The organism is Streptomyces sp. NPDC001100, assembly GCF_053598575.1.
In genome coordinates this window covers 103,159-129,127 of record NZ_JBSFKO010000021.1, presented here as the reverse complement: position 1 = coordinate 129,127, position 25,969 = coordinate 103,159, and the positions used below count along the sequence as shown (strand labels likewise).

Annotated in this window: 23 protein-coding genes; 14 read left to right on the top strand and 9 right to left on the bottom strand. The window is 70.5% G+C overall.

The features are described from left to right. Positions 1–8: 8 nt before the first annotated feature. Complete coding sequence (locus ACWDEW_RS28535) at positions 9–1,286, bottom strand: MFS transporter (protein WP_450516208.1); 1,278 nt, start codon at positions 1,284–1,286, stop codon at positions 9–11. 86 nt (positions 1,287–1,372) lie between these two features. Between ACWDEW_RS28535 and ACWDEW_RS28530 the strand changes: the two genes are divergently transcribed. Together ACWDEW_RS28530 and ACWDEW_RS28525 are read left to right on the top strand one after the other, a co-directional pair. Then, entirely contained in the window at positions 1,373–2,356 is a 984-nt protein-coding gene (locus ACWDEW_RS28530) for a DUF5937 family protein (RefSeq protein WP_450516207.1), read from the top strand. 454 nt (positions 2,357–2,810) lie between these two features. Beyond that, entirely contained in the window at positions 2,811–3,803 is a 993-nt protein-coding gene (locus ACWDEW_RS28525; protein WP_450516205.1) for a glycoside hydrolase family 6 protein, read from the top strand. A gap of 12 nt (positions 3,804–3,815) precedes the next feature. On the opposite strand, the gene ACWDEW_RS28520 is transcribed toward ACWDEW_RS28525, so the two are convergent. Beyond that, positions 3,816–5,771, bottom strand: a complete 1,956-nt coding sequence (locus tag ACWDEW_RS28520) for a galactose oxidase-like domain-containing protein (RefSeq protein WP_450516203.1) — start codon at positions 5,769–5,771, stop codon at positions 3,816–3,818. A 3-nt stretch (positions 5,772–5,774) separates the two neighbouring features. Continuing rightward, positions 5,775–7,559 (bottom strand): glycosyltransferase family 2 protein, encoded by a 1,785-nt coding sequence (locus tag ACWDEW_RS28515; protein ID WP_450516201.1) that lies wholly within the window; start codon positions 7,557–7,559, stop codon positions 5,775–5,777. A 233-nt stretch (positions 7,560–7,792) separates the two neighbouring features. On the opposite strand from ACWDEW_RS28515, the gene ACWDEW_RS28510 reads away from it, so the two are divergent. Next, the gene (locus ACWDEW_RS28510) at positions 7,793–8,758 is read left to right on the top strand and encodes a phosphotransferase enzyme family protein (RefSeq protein WP_450516199.1); all 966 of its coding nucleotides are present in this window, start codon (positions 7,793–7,795) and stop codon (positions 8,756–8,758) included. An 8-nt stretch (positions 8,759–8,766) separates the two neighbouring features. Here ACWDEW_RS28510 and ACWDEW_RS28505 read toward each other — a convergent pair whose 3' ends face one another. Both ACWDEW_RS28505 and ACWDEW_RS28500 read right to left on the bottom strand, forming a co-directional pair. Next, positions 8,767–9,060, bottom strand: coding sequence for an MTH1187 family thiamine-binding protein (locus tag ACWDEW_RS28505; RefSeq protein WP_450516198.1), 294 nt, complete (start codon positions 9,058–9,060; stop codon positions 8,767–8,769). Then, positions 9,057–9,407, bottom strand: coding sequence for a DUF3817 domain-containing protein (locus ACWDEW_RS28500; RefSeq protein WP_450516196.1), 351 nt, complete (start codon positions 9,405–9,407; stop codon positions 9,057–9,059). The genes ACWDEW_RS28505 and ACWDEW_RS28500 overlap by 4 nt, the downstream gene beginning before the upstream one ends. A 123-nt stretch (positions 9,408–9,530) precedes the next feature. Between ACWDEW_RS28500 and ACWDEW_RS28495 the strand changes: the two genes are divergently transcribed. The 5 genes from ACWDEW_RS28495 to ACWDEW_RS28475 all read left to right on the top strand — a co-directional run bounded on the left by ACWDEW_RS28495 (position 9,531) and on the right by ACWDEW_RS28475 (position 12,590). Continuing rightward, complete coding sequence (locus ACWDEW_RS28495) at positions 9,531–9,854, top strand: DUF6191 domain-containing protein (RefSeq protein WP_450516194.1); 324 nt, start codon at positions 9,531–9,533, stop codon at positions 9,852–9,854. 88 nt (positions 9,855–9,942) lie between these two features. Next, entirely contained in the window at positions 9,943–10,575 is a 633-nt protein-coding gene (locus tag ACWDEW_RS28490; protein ID WP_317880806.1) for an AIM24 family protein, read from the top strand. Position 10,576: 1 nt separating this feature from the next. Then, on the top strand, positions 10,577–11,227 hold the full coding sequence (locus tag ACWDEW_RS28485) for an AIM24 family protein (protein WP_450516193.1): 651 nt from the start codon (positions 10,577–10,579) through the stop codon (positions 11,225–11,227). Beyond that, positions 11,224–12,021, top strand: a complete 798-nt coding sequence (locus ACWDEW_RS28480) for an AIM24 family protein (protein ID WP_362981862.1) — start codon at positions 11,224–11,226, stop codon at positions 12,019–12,021. Before ACWDEW_RS28485 ends, ACWDEW_RS28480 begins: the two co-directional genes overlap by 4 nt. A gap of 92 nt (positions 12,022–12,113) precedes the next feature. Further along, the gene (locus tag ACWDEW_RS28475) at positions 12,114–12,590 is read left to right on the top strand and encodes a MarR family winged helix-turn-helix transcriptional regulator (protein ID WP_362981864.1); all 477 of its coding nucleotides are present in this window, start codon (positions 12,114–12,116) and stop codon (positions 12,588–12,590) included. Between the two features lie 96 nt (positions 12,591–12,686). Here the strand turns inward: ACWDEW_RS28475 and ACWDEW_RS28470 are convergent, their stop codons facing one another. From ACWDEW_RS28470 to ACWDEW_RS28460, 3 genes are all read right to left on the bottom strand, one after another. After that, complete coding sequence (locus ACWDEW_RS28470; RefSeq protein ID WP_450516191.1) at positions 12,687–13,925, bottom strand: MFS transporter; 1,239 nt, start codon at positions 13,923–13,925, stop codon at positions 12,687–12,689. 120 nt (positions 13,926–14,045) lie between these two features. Next, the gene (gene meaB, locus ACWDEW_RS28465) at positions 14,046–15,002 is read right to left on the bottom strand and encodes a methylmalonyl Co-A mutase-associated GTPase MeaB (RefSeq protein ID WP_450516189.1); all 957 of its coding nucleotides are present in this window, start codon (positions 15,000–15,002) and stop codon (positions 14,046–14,048) included. 35 nt (positions 15,003–15,037) lie between these two features. Continuing rightward, positions 15,038–16,240, bottom strand: a complete 1,203-nt coding sequence (locus tag ACWDEW_RS28460; RefSeq protein WP_450516187.1) for an acetyl-CoA C-acetyltransferase — start codon at positions 16,238–16,240, stop codon at positions 15,038–15,040. A gap of 149 nt (positions 16,241–16,389) precedes the next feature. On the opposite strand from ACWDEW_RS28460, the gene mce reads away from it, so the two are divergent. The 3 genes from mce to ACWDEW_RS28445 all read left to right on the top strand — a co-directional run bounded on the left by mce (position 16,390) and on the right by ACWDEW_RS28445 (position 22,017). Further along, positions 16,390–16,830 carry a methylmalonyl-CoA epimerase gene (gene mce / locus ACWDEW_RS28455; protein WP_450516185.1) on the top strand — a complete coding sequence of 147 codons (441 nt, stop codon included), beginning with the start codon at positions 16,390–16,392 and terminating at the stop codon, positions 16,828–16,830. Positions 16,831–17,039: 209 nt separating this feature from the next. Beyond that, positions 17,040–20,888: a polarized growth protein Scy gene (gene scy / locus ACWDEW_RS28450; RefSeq protein ID WP_450516183.1), complete on the top strand. Its 3,849-nt coding sequence runs from the start codon at positions 17,040–17,042 to the stop codon at positions 20,886–20,888. Positions 20,889–21,081: 193 nt separating this feature from the next. Continuing rightward, a complete protein-coding gene (locus tag ACWDEW_RS28445) occupies positions 21,082–22,017 on the top strand; it encodes a coiled-coil domain-containing protein (RefSeq protein WP_019073154.1) in 936 nt (311 codons plus the stop codon). Between the two features lie 58 nt (positions 22,018–22,075). Here ACWDEW_RS28445 and ACWDEW_RS28440 read toward each other — a convergent pair whose 3' ends face one another. Beyond that, a complete protein-coding gene (locus ACWDEW_RS28440; protein ID WP_450516181.1) occupies positions 22,076–22,642 on the bottom strand; it encodes a TetR/AcrR family transcriptional regulator in 567 nt (188 codons plus the stop codon). A 95-nt stretch (positions 22,643–22,737) separates the two neighbouring features. On the opposite strand from ACWDEW_RS28440, the gene ACWDEW_RS28435 reads away from it, so the two are divergent. The 3 genes from ACWDEW_RS28435 to ACWDEW_RS28425 are packed head-to-tail and all read left to right on the top strand — an operon-like array spanning position 22,738 to position 25,849. Then, on the top strand, positions 22,738–24,090 hold the full coding sequence (locus tag ACWDEW_RS28435; protein WP_450516179.1) for an MDR family MFS transporter: 1,353 nt from the start codon (positions 22,738–22,740) through the stop codon (positions 24,088–24,090). A 9-nt stretch (positions 24,091–24,099) separates the two neighbouring features. Continuing rightward, entirely contained in the window at positions 24,100–25,077 is a 978-nt protein-coding gene (locus tag ACWDEW_RS28430) for an ABC transporter ATP-binding protein (protein WP_450516177.1), read from the top strand. Between the two features lies 1 nt (position 25,078). Next, positions 25,079–25,849, top strand: coding sequence for an ABC transporter permease (locus ACWDEW_RS28425; protein WP_388105144.1), 771 nt, complete (start codon positions 25,079–25,081; stop codon positions 25,847–25,849). Positions 25,850–25,969: the final 120 nt, after the last annotated feature.

The window sequence follows — 25,969 nt, the reverse complement described above, 5'->3', positions numbered from 1 at the left end:
ACCAGACCTTACCGGCCGGTCACATCGTGGTCAGCCCCGTCTCGTCTTTCGGTCCCCCGGCGGTCGTCCGACTGTCCTGCGGCGGTCCTGTGGGCTTCCGCGGCGAGCAGGGCACAGCACACCGTGCCGAGCGCCCCGGCGCCCACGACCGCCCCGCGCACCCCGGCGAACTCGGCGGCCACACCGGCCAGTGCCATGCCCACGCCCTGGATGGTCATCAGCCCGGCGGTGAGCAGGGTCATGGCCCGGCCGCGCAGTTCCCGGGGCACGTCCCGTACGAACCACTGGTCGAGGCCGAGCGTGTACGCGGACCCGGCGCCCGCGACCGCCAGCAGCACGAGGGAGAGGGCGAGGCCCGGCCGGCACGCGTAGGCGAGGTAGGGCAGCAGGGTGCAGCAGACCAGTGGGAGGGCGATGCGCTCACGGGTGGCGGGGCGCAGCCGGGAGCCGGCGTACAGCTCGCCGGCGATCGTGCCGACGGGCAGGGCGCACATCAGCAGCCCGAGTCCGGTGGAACCGGCGCCGAGTCCGGCCGCGTAGGGAGCGGCCAGGGCCTCCGGGGCGACGGAGAACATCGCGGGCAGCCAGAACAGCAGGAGCAGCGCCCGCGCCCGGCGGTTGGCGAGGACCTGCCCGGCGCCCTTGAGGGAGTCGGCGAGCAGGGCACCGGCGCCGCTCGCCCGGGCGGGGCGGTGCCGGGTGCCGAGGCGCAGCAGGGCGGCAGAGGTGAGGAAGGTGCCCACGGTGATCAGCAGGGCGTGGCGCGGAGAGACGACGGTGAGCAGCAGGCCGCCCAAGCCGTACCCGACGAGCAGCGCGCTCTGCGACACGATCCGCAGCAGCGAGCGGCCGAGCACGAAGAGGTCGCCGTCGCCGAGGATGTCGGCGAGCGTCGCCATACGGGTGCCCGCGAACACCGGTGACACGACGGCGAGCGCGCAGCGGAGCATCAGCAGTACGGCGATGCCGGTGCCCGGCACGACCATCGCGGCGACGCAGCCCGCGCACACCAGGTCGCAGACCACGAGCACGCGTCGGGCCGGGTAGCGGTCGGCGACCCCGGCGAGGAGCGTCCCGCCGACGAGATACGGCAGGAAGCCGACCGCGAACGCGAGCGCGCTCATCAGGGGCGAGCCGGTGAGGTCGTAGACGAGGACGGAGAGCGCGATCTCGGTGACGATCACGCCGAACAGGGACAGCGCGTGCGCGGCGAAGACGACGCGGAACTCGGGGACGGCGAGGACGCGACGGTAGCCGGGGGGCGGCGCGGGCGGGGCTTGGAGCATGGACGGCAGCGTGCTCGGCGGCGGCCTCCGGCCCTAGAGTTTCGGGCAGGGCCGAATCTTCCGAACCGATTCTTCCAGGGGTGGGCATGCCGTCGCGGCTGTATTTCGGGGAGGACGACTTCCTCCGGTGCCGGTTCGCGGTGTCGCCGCTCTGGGAGACGCAGGAGGTCGTACGCACGCTGAAGCGGCCGGAGCGGCACGGGTATCACGCGGACTGGCTGCGGCGGACCCGTACGGCGGCGGCCGGGCTCGATCTCGGGCCGCTGTGGCTGCTGATGCCGCAGACCGGGCCCTGTCCCGACTGGCTGTGCCCGCCGCCGATCGGTCCGGCGGCCACCTTCGAGCAGGAGATCGCCGCAGTGCGCGCGGCCGATCCGGCCGAGGCCCGGGAGGACACGGCCAGGTCGCTGGCGGCCACCCCAGGTGCGCCGGAGTCGGCGCGCGGCCGGGCCTGGCTACGTGAACCGGCCCGCATGATCGAGGAGTTGGCGGACGCGATGGAGGCCGTCTGGCACACCCTGGTCGCGCCGGACTGGCCCCGGCTGCGCGCCCTGCTGGAGGCGGACATCGCCTTCCACTCGCGCCGCCTCGCCGAGGTCGGGCTGGGTGTGCTGCTCCCGGAGATCAGCCGGCACTGCGCCTGGGACGCGGGGACGCTGACCGTGGAGTTCCGGGGCGAGCACGAGCGCGATCTCGGCGGTCAGGGCCTGGTCCTGCTGCCGAGCGTCTTCATCTGGCCGAACGTGGTGAGCACCTTCGAGCACCCCTGGCAGCCGACTCTGGCCTACCCGGCCCGCGGCATCGGCGCCCTGTGGTCCGAGCCCGCCGACCGCACCCCGGACGCGCTGCTACGACTGCTGGGGCGCGGCCGGGCCACCGTACTGACCGCACTCGACGAACCCGCCTCCACCACCGCCCTCGCCCACCGCCTCCGCCTCGCCCCCTCGTCCGTGTCCGCCCACCTGACGGTGCTCCGCGACGCCGGCCTGCTCACGGCACGACGCTACGGCCATCAGGTGCTGTACGAACGAACCCCGCTGGGGATCGCGCTGGCCTCGGGCGGGGGCTGACCGGCACGTCGGGCCCCGGCACGGTGGGCCGGCAACACCCGACACAGTGCAGCAGCACCCGACACCGCGCGCCGACGGACCGCGCCTGAGATCCGCACCCACCGCAGGCGCCGGCCGACCGACGCACCGATACGCGACCCGCTCCGCGAACCCACACCGCCAGGAGCCCGCGCCCGGCCCCACTCGGCACCCGCCCGACGCGCCAGGCCCGGCACGGGACAGCAACTCCCGGCACCGCGCGCCGACAGACACCGACGGCGATCCGCACCGACCTCGGACCGCGGCCGACCAGCGCACCGGCACCCGACCCGGTACGCGAACCCGCGCCACCGGAAATCCGCACCCGCCTCAGGCACCGACCGCCCGCCCGGCGCGCCAGGGCCCGGGGCGGTGGCGGATCGTCCACAATTGCCGACGAATCGTCACTTAATGTCCCCTCGCGCAAGGGAGCGGCATGTCCCGGCTGATCCGCACGTTCGCGGTGGTCTCGGTGTTCGGGCTGGCGGTGGGCTGTTCGTCCGCCGCCGATGTCGACGAGGCGTCCGTCGCCGGTGCCCGGTCCAAGGACCCGGCGCACACCACGTCGTTCTGGGTCGACCCGGCGAGCCCGGCGGCCGAGCAGATCCAGATGTGGGAGCGGGAGGGACGTAAGCACGACGCCGAGCTGCTCAAGCGGATCGCCGAGCAGCCGACCGCGCTGTGGCCGGCCGGCGAGCTCGACCCCGGCCCGGTGATCCGGGCGGCGACGGCGTCCGCGCGCCAGGAGGGGCGTACGCCCATCTTCGTGGCGTACGACATTCCGCACCGGGACTGCGGTCAGCACTCGGCGGGCGGGGCGTCGGACGCGGACGCGTACCGCGCGTGGATCGGCAAGTTCGCGGAGGCGCTGGGGAGTTCGAAGGCGCTCGTCGTGCTGGAGCCGGACGCCGTCGCGCACATGGTGGACGGGTGCACCCCGGGCGAATACCAGGGCGAGCGGGAGCAGTTGCTGAGCGAGGCGGTCGTCCGGCTGAAGCAGCAGTCCGGTACGACGGTGTATCTCGACGCGGGCAACCCGGCCTGGATTCAGGACCCTTGGAAGCTCGTGGAGCCGCTGAAGCGCGCCGGTGTCGAGGAGGCCGACGGGTTCTCGCTCAACGTCTCCAACTTCCAGACGGACGCGGTGACGAAGAGGTACGGCGTCCAGTTGTCGAAGGACCTCGGCGGCAAGCACTTCGTCGTCGACAGCAGCCGGAACGGCAACGGGCCGCTGGCCGGTGCCTGGTGCAACCCGCCGGGCCGGGGTCTCGGCACCCGCCCGACCACCGACACCGGCGAACCCGCCCTGGACGCCTACCTCTGGATCAAGCGGCCCGGCGCCTCGGACGGCACCTGCGAGGGCGGTCCCGACGCGGGGCAGTGGTGGCCGGAGTACGCCTTGGAGCTGGCGCGCAACTCCAAGGCGTAGCGACCCGGTCGGTCACTGGACCTGAATCCACTTGGCCTCCGACGGCGTGCCCTGTGCGTCCGTCACGAACAGCATGTACCAGCCGGGCGGCACCAGTGCCCGGTCGTTCGGCACGTCCACCGTCACCGACTTCCCGTCCTTGACCAGACCCAGCTCGATGGAGCGCTGCTCGACGTCCGTCGTGTGCGTGACCGAACTCGGCCGCATCAGACGGGCCTTGACGACCCGGTCGGGGTGGTCGGTGCGGAAGGTCGCCCGGTGGTGCCGGTCGAGGGTCTCCGGTCCGTCCTGGAGTACGGGTCTGTTGGAGCCGTTCTTGTGCAGCGCGGGCGGGGTGAAGATCTCCATGCGCTGCTCGAAGTGGCCGAGTTTGGTGTTGGCCTGGTCGTCGAAGAGCGGGTCGGAGCCGAACGTGACGACGCGGCCGTCGGGCAACAGCAGTGCCTCGGAGTGGTAGTTGCGGCCGACCATCGGGGCGGCGGCCTCGCGGAAGGCGTTGCCCTTCGGGTCGTAGAACTGCGCCTTGAAGATGTTGCTGGCGCTGCGGCCTCGGTAGTCGGAGGAGCCGTTGGTGGTGAAGACCGAGTCGTCCGGCATGATCACGCTGTTCAGGTACCGGGTGCCCTGGGGGAGGTTGGGGCCGTCCTTGAAGACGGGGCTGTCCTGCTTGAGGTCGACCACGGCGGTGCGCGGGGTCGACTTCTTGGACTCGCCGACGCCTCCGCCGCCGAGGATCATCACCTTCTGGTCCTGTGCGGGCGGCAGCAGCAGGGAGGACGAGGTCTCGGTCTCGTCGGGGTCTCGCAGGCCGGCCACCGTGGTGAACTTGTTGGTCTTCAGGTCCCAAATCCCCGGCTCACGGCCCTTGTCGGCGGGTCCGTAGCCGGCGTTCGAGGCCGGGTAGAAGAGCTTGCCGCCCTTGGTGAGGAAGAGGGCCGGGTAGGTGGGGAAGTAGCGCTTGGGGCCCGGGGTCCACTTCTTGGTCTTCGGGTCGTAGATCTCGTTGTCGCCCTGGTCGATGACGCCGACGTCGTCGAGCCCGGAGACGGCGAGGACGCGGCCGTCGTCGAGGCCGACCAGGGTCGGGTACCAGCGGGCCTTGTCCATCGGGTCGACGGCGATGTACCGCTCGGCCTTGGGGTCGAACTCGTAGGCGGCGCGGATGCCTTGGTAGTCCTGCTTGTCGAGGGTGATCTTCTCGGAGAGGCCGTACGTGTTGTTCGCGTCGATGCCCTTGAGGCCGACGATGTCGTACTGGGCCTGGTTCTCGGTGACCGACATCGGGCCCGCCTCGGCGGCCTCGACGAAGACGCGGACCTCGCTCGCGGTGACCTTGGTCTGCCAGGGCTGCATCACACCGCGGGCGTTGTACGTGACCTTGAACTCGCGCTTGGCCTTGGGGACGGTGACGTCGAACTTGCTGACGTAGTCGACGCCGGCCGGTGAGCGGAAGACGGTGCCCTTCTTGAGGAACATCGGCTTGTTGGGGTTCTCGTTCTTGACGCGCATGCCGCCGCCGGCCCGTTTGACCTCGCCGTCGAGAAGTTCGTAGCGGGCGGTGCCGCCGGCCACCAGCAGGTTGCCGCTGGGGAGTTGGCTGTGTCCGCCGCAGAAGAAGTCCACCGGGGTGGGGATCTTCTTGAAGGTGTTGGCCTTCGGGTCCCACAGGACGGTGTCGAAGGACCCGGCGTTGAACTTCTTCTGCTCGTTGCCCGAACCGGCCACGATCAGCACCTTGCCGGTGTGCAGCAGCGAGGCGTGGATGGCGTTGGTGCGGTACTCCTTCGGGATGTCGATCTGGTCCCAGGAGCCGTACTTGGCCATGTAGTCGGGCCGGGTGATCTTGTACTCGTGGTACTGCTCGCCGGCGAATTCGAGGGCGGCCGGGGCGTTGAGACCGGCCAGGACGGCGACGCCGCCGATGCCGAGTACGGTCTTCCTGGTTTTCTGGGACGGCTGGTACGCCATGTTCTAGTTGCCCCCTGTCGTGGTGCCGGAGACCGACGGGCCGGCCCCGGTGGTGGCGAGAGCGGGTTCGACGGTGTCGAGGGTGCGCGTGGCACCGAGCAGCGAGTGCCGTTCCCGGCGCTCCTTGACCAGCGAGCCGACCCAGACGCCGAGCGGCGCAAGGGAGATGCCCATCGCGAGGACGGCCCAGGTGCGCATGGCCGCGTGGGTGTGGTCGAGGACGACGGAGGCGGCCAGCGAGGTCGCCAGGAGGATCGCCCAGAAGAGGTGGATGCGGAAGGTCATCACCCGGTCCGGGCTGGCGTCGCCGCCCTTGGGGGTGACGACGAACCGGCTGGGCCGCCGGATCAGCGCCTCGCCGAGGGACTTCAGATAGATCGGCGCGGAGAGCGCCGACATCGCCATGCCGGCGAGACCGCCCGAGCCCTCGGGTTCGTGCGGGGAGACGTTGTGCCGCCGGTTCCAGAGATACAGCCCGATCTGGAGAGCGGCCGCGTCGCTGTAGAGCATCAGCCACACGGACGCGGCGACCTGGGTGCCGGATGCCCCGAACCACAGGAAAAGGAAGCAACTCATGATGCCCAGCAGCCAGTTGACGGCCGTCATCGGGTAGTAGACGAGCATCATCGTGTACGAGAACAGCCGCCCCGGAGGCATCGTGAACGGCGCCTTCCAGTACTGCTTGATCAGCGTCTCGTACGTTCCGCGCGACCACCGCATCTGCTGGGTGAAGAAGTCGGTCCAGGAGGCCGGCCCCTCCCCCACCGCGAGCACGTCCGGGGTGTAGACGGACCGCCAGTGGGTGCGGGTCAACGGGTTGCGGTGGCGGTGGAGTTCGAAGCCGGTGGCCATGTCCTCGGTGATGGAGTCGTAGAGGCCGCCGATCTGCTGGACGGCGGCGATCCGTACGACGTTGTTCGTGCCGACGAACATGGGGGCGCGGTAGCGGTTGCCGGCGCGCTGGATCAACGCGTGGAAGAGGAACTGCTGCGACTCGGCGGCCTTGGTGACGGGGTTGTGGTAGTTCCCGTACACCTGCGGTCCCACGACGAAGGCCACGTCCGGGTCGCGGAAGTAACCCATCATCCGCTCAAGGAAGTTGGGGAGCGGAACGTGGTCGGTGTCGACGGAGGCGAAGAACTCGTAGTCGCCGCCGTGCATCGCGATCCAGGCGTTGTAATTCCCGTGCTTCGTACGGGCCTTGTGGACGCCCTTGGGCCGGTTCCACTCCGGAACCCCGTGCCGGGTGAAGTGCCGTACGCCCAACTCGGCGCACAGTGCCTTGGCCTGCTCGTCGTCACCTTCGTCGAGGAGCCAGACGTCGACGGGTCCGGTGTGCGTGACCCCGACCGCGCCCTCAAGTGTGGCGCGCACCATGGACAGAGGCTCCTTGCCCGGGACGTACGTCGTGAGGAAGGCGACGCGCGTGCCGGCCTCGGGGACGACCGGGACGGGGTCGCGGGCGACCAGGGTGGCGTGGGCGACGGAGGCGACGTTGACGACCATGAACAACTCGATGAGGCCGATGGCTATCAGCATCGTGATGTCGAGCCCGACCATCCATTCCTGGCCTCCCTCGCGCTCCACCCAGTGGGTGGGCCAGACGAGGTAGACGAGCAGGGCGGCCGTCAGCACCGGGGCGAGGCTCATCAGGAGGACAGCGCGTATTCGGTGGGGCTCGCGCGCGAGGAGCGAGGTGTACTGCACCTGGTACGACGCACCGGACGGCTCACTGAGCGGTCCGGCCAGCCGGCTGTAGGTGTCGTAGTCGTAGCCCTCCGGCCGCACAGCGCCCTCCAATGATTGAGGAGTGATCGACGCCCGGGGGACCGGCGGAACCGTTGGGCTCCGAAGATCGAACGGGCCGATACCCACACACAAGTGGAGAATTGAGGGCGTGTCGAACTGGGCGCGTCCAGGTGGGTGGGGCGTTGACCCCGGCGGCGGAACGGGCGGAGAGACAGGGGGAGGGACGGCTCCGGGAGAATGCCGCGACGATCACCACTCCGAAGGGCACCCGCATGCACGACACCGCCGATCTCATCGCCGAGACCTACGCGCTCGGCGCCGGACCATGGACGCTGACACCGGTCACGCGGGGCGCGCTGGGGCAGATCTGGAAACTGTCCGGAGCCGGCACCTCCTGGGCCGTCAAGGAACTCCTCTTCGGCTGCGACGAGGAACAGGTCCGCCGCGAGGCCGCGTTACGGCAGGCCGCCGAGCGGCTGGGCATCGCGTCGCCGCGGCTCCTGCCCGACCGGCAGGGATCGTACGTCTCCCGCCTCGGCTCCGGCTCCCCCGTCAAGCTGTACGACTGGATCGACGGCACCCCCGCGGACGCCTCCGACCCGGACGTCCTGGACTGGTTCGGCCGGACCATGGCCCTGCTGCACCGGGCGGGAGCGGGCGAGACCGAGCCGCCGAGCGGCTGGTACGAGCGGTGCCCGCGGGACGACGAGTGGGCGGCGCTCGACACGGAGGTCCGGCGGGCGGGGATGCCGTGGGCGGACGCGCTGGGCCGGTTCATCGGCGCCTCCGCACGGGAGCTGGCGCGGTGGGTGACGCCGTCCGGCCCCGGTGACCTGGTGACGTCCCACCTCGATCTGCAGCCCCAGAACGTGCTGGTCGGCGCGGACGGTCCCGTCCTCCTGGACTGGGACAACGCCGGATCCGCCTCGGCGGAACGGGAGTTGGCCCGCGCCCTGTTCGTGTGGTCGGGCGGGAACGAGGGGGACGTCGAGGCCGGGGTGCGGGTGGCACGGGCCTATCGGAGGGCCGGCGGGCAGGCCGTCGTGCAGGGGCCGCAGTCGTTCTCGATGCTCTTCGCGACCGCGCTGAACTACGTCCGGGTACAGGCCGAGTGCGCCGTCGACCCGACGGTGACCGCCGCCCAACGGGAGTTCGCGAGCGGCCAGGTCGTCGCCTCGCTGGGCTGGGTTCCGGACCCGGCGGCCGTGTCACGGTTGTGCGCGGCGCTGGACGGATGAGGTTCCGGCTAGTCCGCCAGGTGTCGTTCGACCGTCTCCACCTTGGAGGTGAGGCCGTCGGTCACTCCGGGGCGGATGTCCGCCTTGAGGACCACGGAGACGCGCGGGGCGCGGGCCTCCACGGCGGCGACCGCGCGCTTGACGACGTCCATGACCTCGTCCCAGTCGCCCTCGACGGACGTGAACATCGCGTCGGTGCGGTTGGGCAGGCCCGACTCGCGGACCACGCGGACGGCGTCGGCGACGTACTCGCCGACGTCCTCACCGACACCCAGGGGCGTCACGGAAAAGGCGACGATCATGCCTTCACGGCTCCCTGCTGCTCCTGGCGGGCGCGGGAGGCGATGAGCGCGTCCTCGGACTCGCGTCGCAGCTTGCGCTCGGCGAAGAAGCCGCCGGTGGGCAGCACGGAGAGGACGAAGTAGAGGGCGGCCGTCTTCGGGCCCCACTTGGTGCGGTTCCAGGCGTCGGCCCAGAAGAGGACGTAGAGGATGAAGAGGACGCCGTGGACCATGCCCATCACGGGCACCGCGTTGAAGTCCGTGGTCCGCTTCAGCACCGAGCAGAGGAGCAGCAGGAGGAAGGACACGGCCTCGGGGGCCGACACCAGGCGGAGGCGGCGGATTGCGGTGGCGGTCTTGATGTCCACAGGTCACCTTCGGTGGGAGAGACGTCCACAGCTTGTGAACGCGAGCACAAACGTTCGTCCATTGTGGCAAACGGCGGAGCGGGCCGAGACTGGGGGTCCGTCGTCGACGCCCCGGGAGTGACCGTGCAGTTCGTTTTCTTCATGACGCTGCCCGGGCTGGTCGTACTGCTGACGGTGTTCGCCTTCCTCGACCAGCTGCTTCTGCGGGCCGGGCGGGCCGGGGTGCTGCCCTGGCGGAACGCCGGGCGGCAGGGGCAGATCTCCGCGACCGGCTTCGAACAGCTGCACGCGAGCCTCTCGCCGGGCAAGCAGACCGAGTTGAAGGAACGCCGGAGCGCGCTGGTGATGCGGGACGACGAGGAGGACGGGGACCCGCCGTGGTCGACGGTCGACCTGCGGGCGGGCACGGCGGTCATCCGGCTGAACGCGCCCCGGGACACGCCGTAGGTCTCCCTTAGGGGGCAGGTCAGGGTCGTTGTCCACCCACAGGCCCTGTCCGCGGGCGTGCCCCTGCGGCTACCTTCGCACCGTGGCGATGTTTCGACTCCAGGGCAGCAAGGTGCTCGCCGTCGACATGACCGGGGACGCCGTGAAGGCGAAGAACGGCTCGATGGTCGCGTACGACGGGCAGATGGCCTTCAAGAAGATGAGCGGCGGCGGTGAGGGCATCCGGGGGATGGTCACCCGGCGGCTCACCGGTGAGCAGATGACGGTGATGGAGGTGAGGGGGCAGGGGACCTGCTGGTTCGCGGACCGGGCCTCCGAGATCAACCTCGTGAATCTCCAGGGCGACAAGCTGTACGTCGAGTCGAGCAACCTGCTCGCGACGGACGCGGGGCTCAGGACGGGCACGACGTTCACGGGCCTGCGCGGTGCCTCGCAGGGCAACGGGCTGTTCACGACGACCGTCGAGGGCCACGGCCAGGCGGCGATCATGTCGGACGGCCCGGCGGTGGTGCTGCGGGTGAGCCGGCAATACCCGCTGACCGTCGACCCCGGCGCGTACATCGCGCACCAGGGGAACCTGCACCAGTCCTTCCAGTCCGGTGTGACCTTCCGCACCTTCTTCGGGGAGGGCGGCGGCGAGGCCTTCCAGATCCGCTTCGAGGGGGACGGGCTCGTCTACGTCCAGCCCAGCGAGCGGAACACGATCGCGGGGGACGTGTGACATGACGTTCACGGAGATCAACTCGAAGATGATCCAGGCCACCGTCGTGCCGGGCCAGCGGCTGTACAGCCAGCGCGGCGCGATGCTCGCCTACAAGGGCGACGTCTCCTTCACCCCGAACATCCAGGGCGGCCAGGGCGGCGTCATGTCGATGCTCGGCCGCCGGGTGGCGAACGAGTCGACCCCGCTGATGACCGTCGAGGGCAGCGGCACCGTGATGTTCGGTCACGGCGGCCACCACATCCAGATCATCGAGCTCACCGGAGACACCCTCTATGTGGAGGCCGACCGCCTCCTCGCCTTCGAGGGCACCCTCCAGCAGGGCACGATGTTCATGGGCTCGCAGGGCGGCGTCATGGGCATGGTCCGCGGCCAGGTCACCGGCCAGGGGCTGTTCACGACCACCCTCCAGGGGCGGGGCGCGGTCGCCGTGATGGCCCACGGCGGGGTCTTCGAGGTGCCGATCACACCCGGCAGACCCGTCCATGTCGACCCGCAGGCCTACGTCGCCCACCACGGCGACGTACGCAACAAGCTGTCCACGGCGCTCGGCTGGCGCGACATGGTGGGCCGGGGTTCCGGCGAGGCGTTCCAGCTGGAGCTGAGCGGCAGCGGCGCGGTGTACGTCCAGGCGTCGGAGGAGAAACTGTGAGCCAGTACGCGGGGTCCGGCCCCACGGTCTTCGACCCGATGACCCTGCCGGTCGACGACAACGTCAACAAGTACACCTTCTGCGTGGAGCTCAAGGGGAGCCAGTGGTTCCTGCAGAAGGGGAAGATGATCGCCTACTACGGCTCGATGGAGTTCAACGGCATCGGGCACGGGCGACTCGACCGGCTTGTCCGTACGTCCTTTCATTCGCCTCTGCACGCGAGCGACTGGGTCGTGGCGGACGGCTCGGGCAAGATGCTGCTCGCCGACCGGGCCTTCGACGTCAACGCGTACGACCTCGAAGACGCCAACATGACCATTCGCTCCGGCAACCTGCTCGCTTTTCAGCCAAGTCTCGCTCTCAAGCAGTCGATTGTTCCCGGGTTTCTGACACTCATCGGAACCGGCAAGATCGTGGCCGCCTCCAGCGGGCCGGTGGTGTTCATGGAACCCCCGATCCGGGTCGACCCCCAGGCGCTCGTCGGCTGGGCCGACTGCCCCTCTCCGTGCCACCACTACGACCATGCGTACATGACCGGTCTGATGGGCGGCCTACGTGCGATGACGGGCATCGGCGGGGCCTCCGGGGAGGAGCACCAGTTCGAGTTCGTCGGGGCGGGTACGGTACTGCTCCAGTCCTCCGAGAACCTGATGCCCGAGCAGGCCACAGGGGTTGTGCCGCACGAGCCCGGGGTACCGGGCGGGGGCGGGGTTCCCACAGGCCCCTCACAGCAAGCGGGCGCACCGCGCCTTCCCGGACAGCTGGGAGATCTCCAGCGTCGCTTCGGGCTGTGAGCGGTAGTCTGCGGAGTGTGACGTCGAACGTGTGCGCGCCGTCACGCCACCCTCACTAGTTCGCCTTTCAACATTTTAGGTAGACTTCATTCATGGAGACCGAGACGGCCACGCGCTGGCTGACCGATGAGGAGCAGTGCGCCTGGCGCACCCACCTGGAGGTCAACAGGCTGCTGACGTACCAGCTCGAAAAGGACCTGCAGCCGTTCGGCCTGACGATGAACGACTACGAGATCCTGGTGAACCTCTCCGAGGCGGAGGACAAACGGCTGCGGATGAGCGACCTCGCCGCCGCCACGCTCCAGTCCAAGAGCCGCCTCTCGCACCAGATCACCCGCATGGAGAACGCGGACCTGGTACGCCGGGAGAACTGCGAGTCGGACCGCCGGGGACTGTACGCGGTGCTCACCGAACACGGCCTGGAGACGATGAAGAAGGTCGCGCCCCATCATGTGGCGTCCGTGCGGCGGCACTTCATCGACCTCGTGACGCCCGAGGGCCTGTCGGAACTCGACAAAACGCTGAAGCCGATCGCGGAGCACTTGCGGGGGCAGCGGGGGCGTCCGTAGCGGCAACTGACAGTCGGGCGGCCGGAGTTCGAACGGGACTCCGGCCGCCTTTTCATCCCCGGTCACGGCAGCGCCCTTCAGGGGCGCGGGGCTGTGTCAATGTGCGGCTCCGCCGCGTGGGCGCGACCAGCCACGACGAACCGGCAGACAGGACACGACCCCCGCCGCACCCGCCACCACCCCGGCGATCACAAAACAAACCCCCACCGGAACCCGCCCGATCAGCAGCCCCGTCACCACCGATCCCCCCGAACTCCCGGCGTTCACCGCCGTGTTGACCCACGCCCCGGCCTGCGTCCGCGCCTCGGGCGCGGCCACCTCGTCGGCCAGCAGATACGCGGTGGTCAGAGCCGGTGCGACGAAGAAGCCCGCGCACGCCACCGCCACGGTGAGTGACCACAGCCCCGCCGCCAGCCCGGCTGCGGCCAGCGCCAGCCCGAGCCCCAGCGCCGAGCACGCCAGCCGTGGCCGCGCGGCCGTACGCCAGTTCACCGCGCCGTTCAGCAGGCCGCCGAGCGCGCTGCCCGCCGACAGGGCTGCCAGCACCCAGGGCACGACGCCGTCGCCGTACCCCCGCTGATCCGCGAACGCCATCACCAGCAGGTAGACGGCACTCAGCGCGAGCCCCATCCCGGCGGCCACGACGACCGGGCCGAGCAGCCCGCGGATCCCGGAAAGCCTCAATCCCCGTCCGGCGCCTGCCGGAACGCGCACGCCGGCCAGCGCCGGTGAGGTGACGAAGGCGAACGTCCCCGCGCCGATCAGCACCGCGCTGAGCAGGACTCCGGCGGCCGGCGGGGCGAAGCCCATCAGCGCGCCGACCATCAACGGGCCGACGACGTACAGGAGTTCCTCCGCGACACCGTCGAGGCTGTACGCGCGCTGCAACAGCCCCCGGTCGCCGACCAGTTCGGCCCACACGGAGCGCATGGTGGGGCCAAGTGGGGGCGCGCACATGCCCGTCAGCGCAGCCACCGTGCCGAGCACCACCTCCGGTGTTCCGGGGCGCCAGGTCACCGCCGCTAGGACGCACAGGAGGGTGCCGTAGAGCAGGGCCATGGGGAGCAGGGCGCGGCGCGGGCCGTGGCGGTCGACCAGGGCGGCCCGGAGGGGCATCAGGAGGACGGCCGTGGCCCCGAAGACGGCCATCACCGTGCCGGCCGCCGCATAGGAGCCGGTGGAGTGGACGACGGCGAGCAGTACCGCCGGAGACACCGTGCCGTAGGCGAGCCGTCCGGCGAGGGCGGCGGTGAACGTGCGGCGCGCGTACGGGACTTGGAGGACGGCGGCGTACGAAGGGCACGCCGGAGTCGGCGTGCAAGAAGGCGCGGACATGCGAAGAGTTCCTCAACTGGAGGCATGGGAAAGGGACGCCGGTGTGTTCGGCGTGCCCTATGCCATGAGGAGGAACATGTGGGTCAACGTAGCAGCGGCACAAGGACGTTGACCATCGAGTCAGCTCTCCGTGATCCCCGCGATCAGTTCGTCCGCGGCCCGGTACACATCCAACTCGCCGGCCACCACCCGCTCCGCGAGCGCCCCCACCCGCCGATCCCCGTGCAGGTCCCCGATCCGCGCCCGCAACGCCGTGACCGCGATCGTCTCGACCTCACGCGCCGCCCGGGCCGTCCGCCGCTCAGCGAGAACCCCGTGCTCCTCCATCCACGCCCGGTGCTTCTCCAGGGCTTCCACGACCTCGTCGATGCCCTCGGAGCGGGAGGCCACCGTCTTGACGATCGGGGGCCGCCAGTCGCCGGGGCCGCGGGACTCGCCCAGACCGAGCATGTGGTTCAGCTCGCGGGCGGTCGCGTCGGCGCCGTCGCGGTCGGCCTTGTTGACGACGTAGACGTCGCCGATCTCCAGGATTCCGGCCTTCGCCGCCTGGATGCCGTCGCCCATGCCGGGGGCGAGGAGCACCACGCTCGTGTCCGCCTGGGAGGCGATCTCCACCTCCGACTGGCCGACCCCGACCGTCTCCACCAGGATCACCTCGCAACCCGCCGCGTCCAGGACACGGATCGCCTGCGGGGCCGACCAGGCGAGGCCGCCGAGGTGGCCGCGGGTGGCCATCGAGCGGATGTAGACGCCTGGGTCGGAGGAGTGGTCCGACATGCGGACGCGGTCGCCGAGCAGGGCGCCGCCCGAGAACGGCGAGGACGGGTCGACGGCCAGGACGCCGACCCGCCTGCCCTGCTTGCGGTACGCCGTGACCAGCGCGGAGGTGGACGTCGACTTGCCCACGCCCGGCGATCCCGTGAGACCCACGACGTACGCCCCGCCGGTCAGCGGTGCGAGCGCCGCCATGACCTCCCTGAGCTGGGGGGACGCCCCCTCCACCAGGGAGATCAGCCGGGCCACGGCCCGCGGCCGGCCTTCCCTGGCCTGGGCCACCAGCGAGGCGACGTCCTGCATCACGGCTCCGTTCCGTTGCGAGAAGGTACTGCTGCTCAGGCCTTGGGTACCCGCACGATCAGCGCGTCACCCTGACCGCCGCCGCCGCACAGTGCCGCCGCGCCGACCCCGCCGCCGCGCCGCTTGAGCTCCAGGGCGAGGTGGAGGACGAGACGGGCGCCGGACATGCCGATGGGGTGGCCCAGGGCGATGGCTCCGCCGTTGACGTTCACCTTTTCCGTGGACACCCCGAGGTCCTTCATTGACTGGACCGCGACAGCGGCGAAGGCCTCGTTGATCTCGATCAGGTCGAGGTCCTCGACCTCCAGGCCCTCCTTCTTCAGGGCGTGCAGGATCGCGTTGGACGGCTGCGACTGGAGCGAGTTGTCGGGTCCCGCCACATTGCCGTGGGCGCCGATCTCGGCGATCCACTGAAGGCCCAGCTCCTGCGCCTTGGTCTTGCTCATCACGACCACGGCCGCCGCACCGTCCGAGATCTGGGAAGAGGTACCGGCGGTGATCGTGCCGTCCTTGCTGAACGCGGGGCGCAACCTGCCCAGCGACTCGACCGTGGTCTCCGCGCGGATGCCCTCGTCCTTGCTGAAGACGACCGGCTCGCCCTTGCGCTGCGGGATCTCGATGGGCGTGATCTCCGCTTCGAAGACACCGTTCTGCTGCGCCGCCGCGGCCCGCTGGTGGGACAGGGCGGCGACCTCGTCCTGCTCGGGCCGCGCGATGCCGAGGCGCGTGTTGTGCTTCTCGGTCGACTCGCCCATGGCGATGTTCTCGAAGGCGTCGGTCAGGCCGTCGTAGGCCATCGCGTCGAGCATCTCGATCGCGCCGTACTTGTGGCCCTCGCGGGACTTGGGGAGCAGGTGGGGGGCGTTGGTCATGGACTCCTGGCCGCCCGCGACGACGATCTCGAACTCACCTGCACGGATGAGCTGGTCGGCGAGCGCGATGGCGTCGAGGCCGGAGAGACAGACCTTGTTGACGGTGAGCGCGGGGACGCTCATGGGGATGCCCGCCTTGACGGCCGCCTGGCGTGCCGGGATCTGCCCTGCCCCGGCCTGGAGCACCTGGCCCATGATCACGTACTGCACCTGGTCGCCACCGATACCCGCACGGTCGAGGGCGGCCTTGATCGCGAAGCCGCCGAGGTCGGCTCCGGAGAAGGTCTTCAGGGAGCCCAGCAACCGTCCCATGGGCGTTCGGGCGCCCGCGACGATCACCGAGGTCGTGCTGTTCGTTCCAGACATGAGGTGCGATCCCCTTCCAGCGTGTTTCAGCTGAGGAGTGAACGAGGGTTTACTTGAAATGTACTGAGCGGTAGACCACCCCGTCATCGGGCCGTCGGTGTGATCGCGCGCACGTTGCGTAACCACCCGGCTAGCGCTGCACTACATACATGCTGACTCGAATCGACCACATCGGGATCGCCTGCTTCGACCTCGACAAGACAGTCGAGTTCTACCGGGCCACGTACGGCTTCGAGGTCTTCCACTCCGAGGTCAACGAGGAACAGGGCGTACGCGAGGCCATGTTGAAGATCAACAACACGGACGACGGCGGCGCCTCCTACCTCCAGCTCCTCGAACCCACCCGCGAGGACTCCGCCGTGGGGAAGTGGCTGGCGAAGAACGGGGAAGGGGTCCACCACATCGCCTTCGGCACGGCCGACGTCGACACCGACTCGGAGGACATCCGGAGCAAGGGCGTGCGCGTTCTCTACGAGGAGCCCCGGCGCGGCTCCATGGGGTCACGGATCACGTTCCTGCATCCAAAGGATTGCCATGGCGTACTGACAGAACTGGTCACTTCGGCGCCTGTTGAGTCACCTGAGCACTGACCCTCGTACATATGGGCCGGTAGGGTTGGGGTCGGTCGTCGCTCGCAACCAGGGCAACGGCATGCCGGGGTCCGGTTTCGGGGGGCGAGCGTCGGGGCAGCAGCCCGTGCTCCGCCGTTGATCTGACACCATTCCCCGGGAGCACCGTTCGGCGGATGAACGGCGCTCGTTGGAGTAAACCGCGACCAGGGGACGGATGGGACCGCGCAGTGCGGGGCTACGAACGCCAGGAGCGAGAGCCGGCGGCTGACGTCGACCACCTCTCTCGGTTCGAGGCCGAGATGGAGCGGCTGAAGACCGAGCGGGAAAAGGCGATCCAGCATGCCGAGGACCTCGGCTACCAGGTCGAGGTGTTGCGCGCCAAGCTCCACGAGGCGCGCCGCACCCTCATGTCCCGGCCCGCGTACGAGGGCGGCGACATCGGCTACCAGGCCGAACAGATGCTCCGCAATGCCCAGATCCAGGCCGACCAGCTGCGCCAGGATGCCGAGCGGGAGCTCAGCCAGGCCCGCGCGCAGACCCAGCGCATCCTCCAGGAACACGCGGAGAACGCCGCCCGTCTCCAGGCCGAGCTGCACCAGGAGGCCGTGACCCGGCGCCAGCAGCTCGACCAGGAGCTGGGCGAGCGCCGGCAGACCGTCGAGTCGCACGTCAACGAGAACGTGGCGTGGGCCGAGCAGCTGCGCGCCCGCTCCGAGGCACAGGCCCGCCGGCTCGTCGAGGAGTCCCGCGCCGAGGCCGAGCAGGCGCTGGCCGCCGCCCGTGCCGAGGCCGAGCGGGTCGCCGCCGAGGCCCGCCAGCGGCTGGAGATGGACGCCGAGGCCGCCCGCTCGGAGGCCGAGGCACTGCTGCGGCGCGCCCGCACGGACGCCGAACGCCTGCTGAACGCCGCCTCCAGCCAGGCCCAGGAAGCCACCGACCACGCCGAGCAGCTGCGCAGCTCCACGGTCAACGAGTCGGATTCCGCCCGCCGCCAGGCCACCGAGCTGAGCCGGGCCGCCGAGCTGCGGATGGCCGAGGCCGAAACCTCACTGCGTGAAGCGCGCATGGAGGCCGAGAAGGTCCTCAGCGAGGCCAAGGAGGCCGCGGCCAAGGCCCTCGCGAGCGCCGAGTCGGCCAACGAACAGCGCACGCGCACGGCGAAGGAACAGGTCGCCCGGCTGGTCACCGAGGCCACCAAGGAGGCCGAGACCACCAAGGCGGACGCCGACCAGGTCGTCGCCGACGCCAAGGCCAAGGCCGAGAAGATCATCGCGGAGGCCGAGGAGAACGCCCGCAGCCTCACCGCCGAGGAGACCGCCTCCCAGCTCGCCAAGGCCGCCCGGACCGCCGAGGAAGTCCTCGACAAAGCCTCCGAGGACGCCAAGAACACCACGAAGGCCGCCGCCGAGGAGGCCGAGCGGATCCGCTCCGAGGCGGAGGCCGAGGCCGACCGGCTGCGCGCCCAGGCGCACGACATCGCCGAAGGCCTCAAGGGCGCGGCGAAGGACGACACCAAGGAGTACCGCGCCAAGACGGTCGAACTGCAGGAGGAGGCACGCCGGCTGCGCGGCGAGGCCGAGCAGCTGCGCGCCGACGCGGTCGGCGAGGGCGAGCGCATCCGCGCCGAGGCCCGCCGCGAGGCCGTCCAGCAGATCGAGGAGGCGGCCAAGACCGCCGAGGAGCTGCTCTCCAAGGCCCGGGCCGACGCCGACGAGCTGCGCCAGACCGCCACCACGGACAGCGAGAAGGTCCGCACCGAGGCCATCGAGCGCGCCACCACCCTGCGCCGGCAGGCCGAGGAGACCCTCGACCGCACCCGCAAGGAGGCCGAGCGCCACCGCGCGGAGGTCATCGAGCAGTCCGAGGGCATCAAGGCGGACGCCGAGCAGGCCGCGCGCGATCTGCGTGACGAGACCGAGCGGGCCATAGAGGCGCGCCGCGAGGAGGCCGCCGAGGGCCTGACGCGGCTGCACAACGAGGCCGAGGAGCGGCTCGCCGCGGCCGAACAGGCCCTGACCGACGCCCGCGAGGAGGCCGAGCGGATCCGCCGCGAGGCCGCCGAGGAGACGGAACGCCTGCGCGGCGAGGCCGCCGACCGCATCCGCTCCCTCCAGGCACAGGCCGAGGCGGAGGCCGACCGGCTGCGCAACGAGGCCGCCGCCGACGCGTCCGCCTCCCGTGCCGAGGGCGAGTCCATCGCCGTACGGCTGCGGTCCGAGGCGTCCGCCGAGGCCGAGCGGCTCAAGTCCGAGGCGCAGGACACCGCCGACCGGGTCCGCGCGGAGGCGCAGGCCGCCGCCGAGCGCCTCGCCATCGAGGCCTCGGAGACGCTGGCCGCCGCCCAGGAGGAGGCCGTACGGCGTCGCCGTGAGGCGGAGGAGCTGCTCGGGTCGGCCCGTGAGGAGGCCGGGCAGGAGCGCGAGCGGGCCCGGGAGCAGAGCGAGGAGCTGCTCGCCTCCGCCCGCAACCGGGTGGAGGAGGCGCAGGCCGAGGCTGTCCGGCTGGTCGAGGAGGCCGATCGGCGTGCCACCGAGATGGTGTCGGGCGCCGAGCAGCACGCCCAGCAGGTACGGGAGTCCGTCGCCGGGCTCCACGAGCAGGCGCAGGAGGAGATCCAGGGGCTGCGGTCGGCCGCCGAGCATGTCGCGGACCGGGTGCGGCGCGAGGCGCAGGAGGAGGCGGACCGGGTCCGCGCCGACGCCTACAGCGAGCGGGAGCGGGCCACCGAGGACGCCAACCGCATCCGCCGTGTAGCCGGCGAGGAGACCGACGCGGCCAAGGCGCTCGCGGAGCGCACGGTCGCGGAGGCGATCGCGGAGTCCGAGCGGATGCGTTCGGAGGCCGCCGAGCACCTCCAGCGGGGGCGCACGGAGGCGGCGGACGCGATCGCGCAGGCCGACCAGGACGCGGCGCGGGCCCGGGCGGACGCCCGCGAGGACGCCAACCGGATCCGTTCGGACGCGGCGACGCAGGCCGACACCCTCATCACCGAGGTGACGGCGGAGGCGGAGCGGCTCCAGACGGAGACGGCCAACGAGGCGGAGCGGGTGCGTTCGGAGGCCGTGGCCAAGGCCGAGAAGCTGATCTCGGACGCGACCGGGGACGCGGAGCGGCTGCGGGCCGAGGCCGCCGAGACGGTCGGGGCCGCGCAGCTGCACGCCGAGCGGACCCGGGCCGAGGCCGCGCGGCTGCGGGCGGACGCGGAGGCGGAGGCGGAGCGGGTCACCACGGCGGCGCGCGAGGAGTCCGAGCGGACGCTGGACGAGGCCCGCAAGGAGGCCAACAAGCGCCGGTCGGACGTGGCCGAGCAGGTCGACACGCTCATCACGGAGACCGCGGCGGAGGCCGACAAGCTTCTCAGCGAGGCGCAGCAGCAGGCGCAGAAGACCACGGCGGACGCCGAGGCGCAGGCCGACTCCATGGTGGGCGCGGCCCGCAAGGAGGCGGACCGGCTGGTGTCCGAGAGCACCGTCGAGGGCAACTCCCTGGTGGAGCAGGCCCGTACGGACGCGGACGAGCTGCTGGTCGGCGCGCGCCGGGACGCCACCGCCATAAGGGAGCGGGCCGAGGAGCTGCGGGACCGCATCACGAACGAGATCGAGAGTCTGCACGAGCGGGCCCGCCGTGAGTCGGCGGAGACGATGCGGTCGGCCGGCGACCGCTGCGACGCGCTCATCAAGGCGGCCGAGGAGCAGCTCGGCAAGGCGCAGCTGAAGGCCAAGGAGCTGGTCTCTGAGGCCAACTCCGAGGCGGGCAAGGTCCGTATCGCCGCGGTGAAGAAGGCGGAGGGTCTCCTCAAGGAGGCTGAGCAGAAGAAGGCCACGCTGATCCGTGAGGCCGAGGACCTGAAGGCGGAGGCGATCCGCGAGGCCCGGCGCACGGTGGAGGAGGGCAAGCGCGAACTCGACGTGCTGGTCCGCCGCCGCGAGGACATCAATGCCGAGATCTCCCGTGTCCAGGACGTCCTTGAGGCGTTGGAGTCTTTTGAGGCCCCGGCGGCGGCCAAGGACGGCGCGGTCAAGGCCGGCGCCGCCGCGGGCGCAACTCGTTCGGGTGGCAAGTCGGTTGAAGGCTAGCGAAGCTTAAGAACCTGCCGTGAGGTTCGGGCGTTCTGGTGCCTTTGTCCCGGTCTTTGGCAAGCGCTCGGACGGTTAGCCACTCAAAAGGGGTGTCATTCTCCAGATCAAACACGCATCCGCTCGATGACACACCGCTTCGGCCCCTAGGATTCCACCTATCACCTCACCGGTCTCATTCGACAGGAACCCCATGAGCGACACTTCCCCCTACGGCTTCGAGCTTGTGCGGCGTGGGTACGACCGCGCTCAGGTGGACGAACGCATCTCGAAGCTCGTCTCCGACCGTGACAGCGCTCTGGCTCGTATCACTGCTCTTGAAAAGCGCATCGAGGAGCTCCACCTCGAAACGCAGAACGCCCAGGCCCAGGTCAGCGACGCGGAGCCGTCGTACGCCGGTCTCGGCGCGCGGGTCGAGAAGATCCTCCGCCTCGCCGAGGAAGAGGCCAAGGATCTGCGCGAGGAGGCACGGCGCGCGGCCGAGCAGCACCGCGAACTCGCGGAGTCCGCTGCCCAGCAGGTCCGCAACGACGCAGAATCGTTCGCTGCGGAGCGCAAGGCCAAGGCGGAGGACGAGGGCGTCCGGATCGTCGAGAAGGCCAAGAGCGACGCCTCCCAGCTGCGCGGCGAGGCCCAGAAGGACGCCCAGTCGAAGCGCGAGGAGGCCGACGCCCTCTTCGAGGAGACCCGCGCCAAGGCCGCGCAGGCCGCCGCCGACTTCGAGACGAACCTCGCCAAGCGCCGCGAGCAGTCCGAGCGCGACCTGGCGTCGCGTCAGCAGAAGGCGGAGAAGCGCCTCGCGGAGATCGAGCACCGCGCGGAGCAGCTCCGGCTGGAGGCCGAGAAGCTGCGCACGGACGCCGAGCGCCGCGCCCGTCAGACGGTGGAGACGGCTCAGCGCCAGGCCGAGGACATCGTGGCCGACGCGAACGCCAAGGCCGACCGGATCCGTTCGGAGTCCGAGCGCGAGCTGGCCGCCCTCACCAACCGCCGCGACAGCATCAACGCTCAGCTGACGAACGTGCGCGAGATGCTCGCCACGCTCACCGGCGCCGCGGTGGCCGCCGCGAGCTCTCCGGTCGAGGACGAGCCGATCTCCCGTGGGGTTCCGGCTCAGCAGTCCCGGTAGTCACGCGGTAGTTCGTATGTGCGGCTGAGGCCCGCATTCCCCTCGGGGGGTGCGGGCCTCAGCCGTGTCCGGTCACCAGCGGCAGGTACACGTCGTCGACGATCTCCACGAGGGTGGCGTCGGCGACCGGTTCGCGGGAGATGACCATCTCGTAGCGCAGCAGCTGGGCGGGGACGGTGACGACCCGTCGGGGAAGGTCGGCGGTGGGGATCTCGCCGCGCTCGACGGCCCGCCGAAGCAGGGTCAGCAGGATGTCGTGCATGATCCCGAACACCTTCGGATCCAGGTCGGGCGCCTCGGCGAGCAGGCCCCGGACGACGTCGGGCCCGATCTCCCGCTGCCGCTCGACCATCAGCCGCAGTACGGCCAGCACGTCCGCCCGCAGCTCCCCGGTGTCGGGCAGCTGATCGGCGAGCAGGCCGGTGCGGTGGGGCATGGCGGCCTTGACGAGTTCGGCTCGGTTGGACCAGCGGCGGTAGAGGACCTGCTTGCCGGTCTTCGCGCGGGCCGCGACGCCCTCCATGGTGAGCCGGGCGTAGCCGACCTCGGCCAGCTCCTCCCATACGGCGTCCAGGATGTCGGCCTCCAGCGCGGCCCCGCGCCGCCGCGTCCGCTCTCCGGTCATCACCGGCACCTTCCGCTTAGGAGACCTTGCGTCTCTTATCGGGTCCATCCTATCGTGGGCCGAATAAGAGACGCATCGTCTCCAAAGGGGGAACCGTGTCGACCACCACCACCCGTCTCGACCCCGCCGTCCGCAAACTCGCCGGCATCCTCGTCCTGGGCGCGCTCGCCCCGCTCCTCGACAGCACGATCGTCTCCATCGCCCTGCACACCCTCGGCCACGACCTGAACGCCTCGACGGCGAGCCTGCAATGGGTGAGTACGGCGTACTTGCTGGCCCTCGCGACCGTCGTCCCGGTCTCCGGCTGGGCCGTGGAACGCTACGACTCCCGCCGCGTCTGGCTCGGCGCGCTGCTCCTCTTCCTCGCCGGATCCCTCCTCTGCGGGCTCGCCTGGAACATCGGCTCGCTCATCGCCTTCCGGATCCTCCAGGGCATCGGCGGAGGACTGCTGCTTCCGGTCCTCCAGACCCTGGTCATGCGCGCGGCCGGCGGACGCAGCCTCGGCCGCCTGATGGGGGCGATCACCCTGCCCGCCATGGTCGTACCGATCCTCGGCCCGGTCCTCGGCGGCCTGATCGTCGGTCACCTCAGCTGGCGCTGGATCTTCTACGTCAACCTGCCCGTCTGCCTCCTCGCCCTCGCCCTGGCCTGGCGCGGCGTCCCGAAGGACACCCCCCGCCCCGGCCACCGCCTGGACCTGACCGGCCTCCTGCTCCTCTCCCCCGGCCTCGCCACCCTGGTCTACGGCCTGTCCGAGACCGGCACGGCCCGCGCGACCGCGATCCCGGCCGGCGCCGTACTGATCGCCCTTTTCACCCGCCACGCACTCCGTGCCCGCGACCCCCTCGTAGACCTCCGCCTGTTCAAGAACCGCACCTTCGCCCTCTCCTCCCTCCTGACGTTCCTGAACGGGCTGGCCCTCTTCGGCGCGATGTTCCTGCTGCCCCTCTACTACCAGCAGGTGCGCGGCGCGGGCGTGATCGCGGCCGGGCTGCTGCTGGCACCGCAGGGCCTGGGCAGCCTGCTGGCCCGGGCCACCGGACCGCTCACCGACCGGCTCGGGCCGCGCCCTGTCGTCGTGGCGGGCATGCTGCTGTGCGCGCTGGGCACCCTCCCCTTCCTCTTCCCGCACCCCGGCGCCGTGCTGCTCGCCGTCGCCCTGGTCGTACGCGGTCTTGGGGTGAGCGCGGCCAACATGGCCGTCATGGTGGGCGCCTACCAGGGCCTCGACAGAGCCCGCATCCCGCACGCCAGCACCAGCATCCGGATCGTGCAGCAGCTGGGCGGCGGCGTCGGCACGGCCGTACTGGCGACGGTCCTCGCGCACGGGCACGGCGCCTCGGCCTTCTCGCACGCGTTCGCCTGGGCGACGGCGTTCACGGTTGTTGCCTGCGGCGTCGGACTCTGTTTGCCCGTTCGGGTGGCATCCGCCGAACTGCCGTCTTAGCGTGGCCGCATGATCGAGCTCTCGGGGCTGACCAAGCGGTACGGCGAGAAGGTGGCGGTGAACAACCTCACGTTCGCCGTCCGGCCCGGAATCGTCACGGGCTTCCTCGGCCCGAACGGCGCCGGCAAGTCGACGACCATGCGCATGATGCTCGGGCTCGACCGGCCGACCGCCGGTGACGTACGCATCGACGGCCAGCACTACGACCAGCTCAAGGACCCGCTGAAGTACATCGGCGCCCTCCTCGACGCCAAGGCCATGCACGGCGGGCGCAGCGCCTTCAACCATCTGCTGTGCCTGGCGCAGAGCAACGGCATCCCGAACAGCCGGGTGCACGAGGTGCTCGACACCGTCGGGCTGACGGCCGTGGCCAAGAAGAAGGCCAAGGGTTTCTCACTGGGCATGGGCCAGCGGCTCGGCATCGCGGGCGCGCTGCTGGGCGATCCGCGCATCCTCATGTTCGACGAGCCGGTCAACGGGCTCGACCCCGAGGGCATCCACTGGATCCGCAACCTGATGAAGTCCCTTGCCGCACAAGGCCGTACGGTCTTCGTCTCCTCGCACCTGATGAGCGAGATGGCGCTGACGGCCGATCACCTCGTCGTCATCGGCCAGGGCCGCCTCCTCGCGGACACCTCCATGGCCGACTTCATCCAGCAGAACTCGCGGTCCTACGTCCGGATCCGCACCCCGAACCGCGAGCGGCTGCTCGACGTGCTGCACCAGGCCGGGATCACCGTCGTCGAATCCGGCAACGGGACCCTGGAGGTGGACGGCGGCAAGTCCGAGCAGATCGGTGAGCTGGCGGCGCAGCACCAGCTCGTGCTGCACGAGCTGAGTCCCCAACAGGCCTCCCTGGAGGAGGCGTTCATGCAGTTGACCGCGGAGTCGGTGGAGTACCACGCGCATTCCGACGCACCCCCCTCGCTCCCCGTGGCACCTGCCGAGCAGCGGCAGGGCTGGGGCGACGGCTGGAAGAAGGACTGACATGGCGGCGACCCAGGTCATCCGGTCGGAGTGGACGAAGATCCGTTCCGTGGCATCGACGGTGTGGACACTGTCCCTCGCGCTGGTGGTGACGATCGGGCTCGGCATGCTGATCTCGGCGCTGTCGAAGAGCCAGTTCGACGACATGAGCGCCAAGGACAAGCTGTCCTTCGACCCGACCTTCATCAGCTTCGCCGGGATGAGTCTCGGGCAGCTCGCGATGATCGTGTTCGGGGTGCTCGTCGTGTCGAACGAGTACAGCACCGGCATGATCCGCACCTCCCTCGCGGCGGTCCCGCAGCGCGGCACCTTCCTGTTCGGCAAGATCGCGGTGGCCACCGGGCTCTGCCTCGTCGTCGGCCTGGTGACCAGCTTCGTCACCTTCTTCCTCGGCCAGGCGATGCTCGGCTCCCACAAGGCGGAGATCGGCGACTCCGGCGTGCTGCGCGCGGTGATCGGCGGCGGTCTCTACATGACCCTGATCGCGATGTTCTCGATGGGCGTCGCCTCGATGCTGCGCTCGCCGATGCTGTCGCTGGGCATCCTGATGCCGTTCTTCTTCCTGATCTCCAACATCCTCGGCAACGTCTCCGCGACGAAGAAGATCGGCCAGTACCTCCCCGACCAGGCCGGCAGCAAGATCATGCAGGTGGTCACCCCGGTGGACGACTCCGCACCGTACGGCCCCTGGGGCGGCTTCGGAATCATGGCGCTGTGGGTGGCCGCGGCACTGATCGGCGCGTACGTACTGCTGAAGCGACGGGACGCGTAGCCAGGGGCACGGCTACGGCCACGGCTTTACTTTCTCTTGAGCGGAACCGTCAGCGCCCCGATATCCTCCTAACCCTTACGGGGGCGTGTGCCCTGCTGTCCTGATCCTTTCGATGGGTGC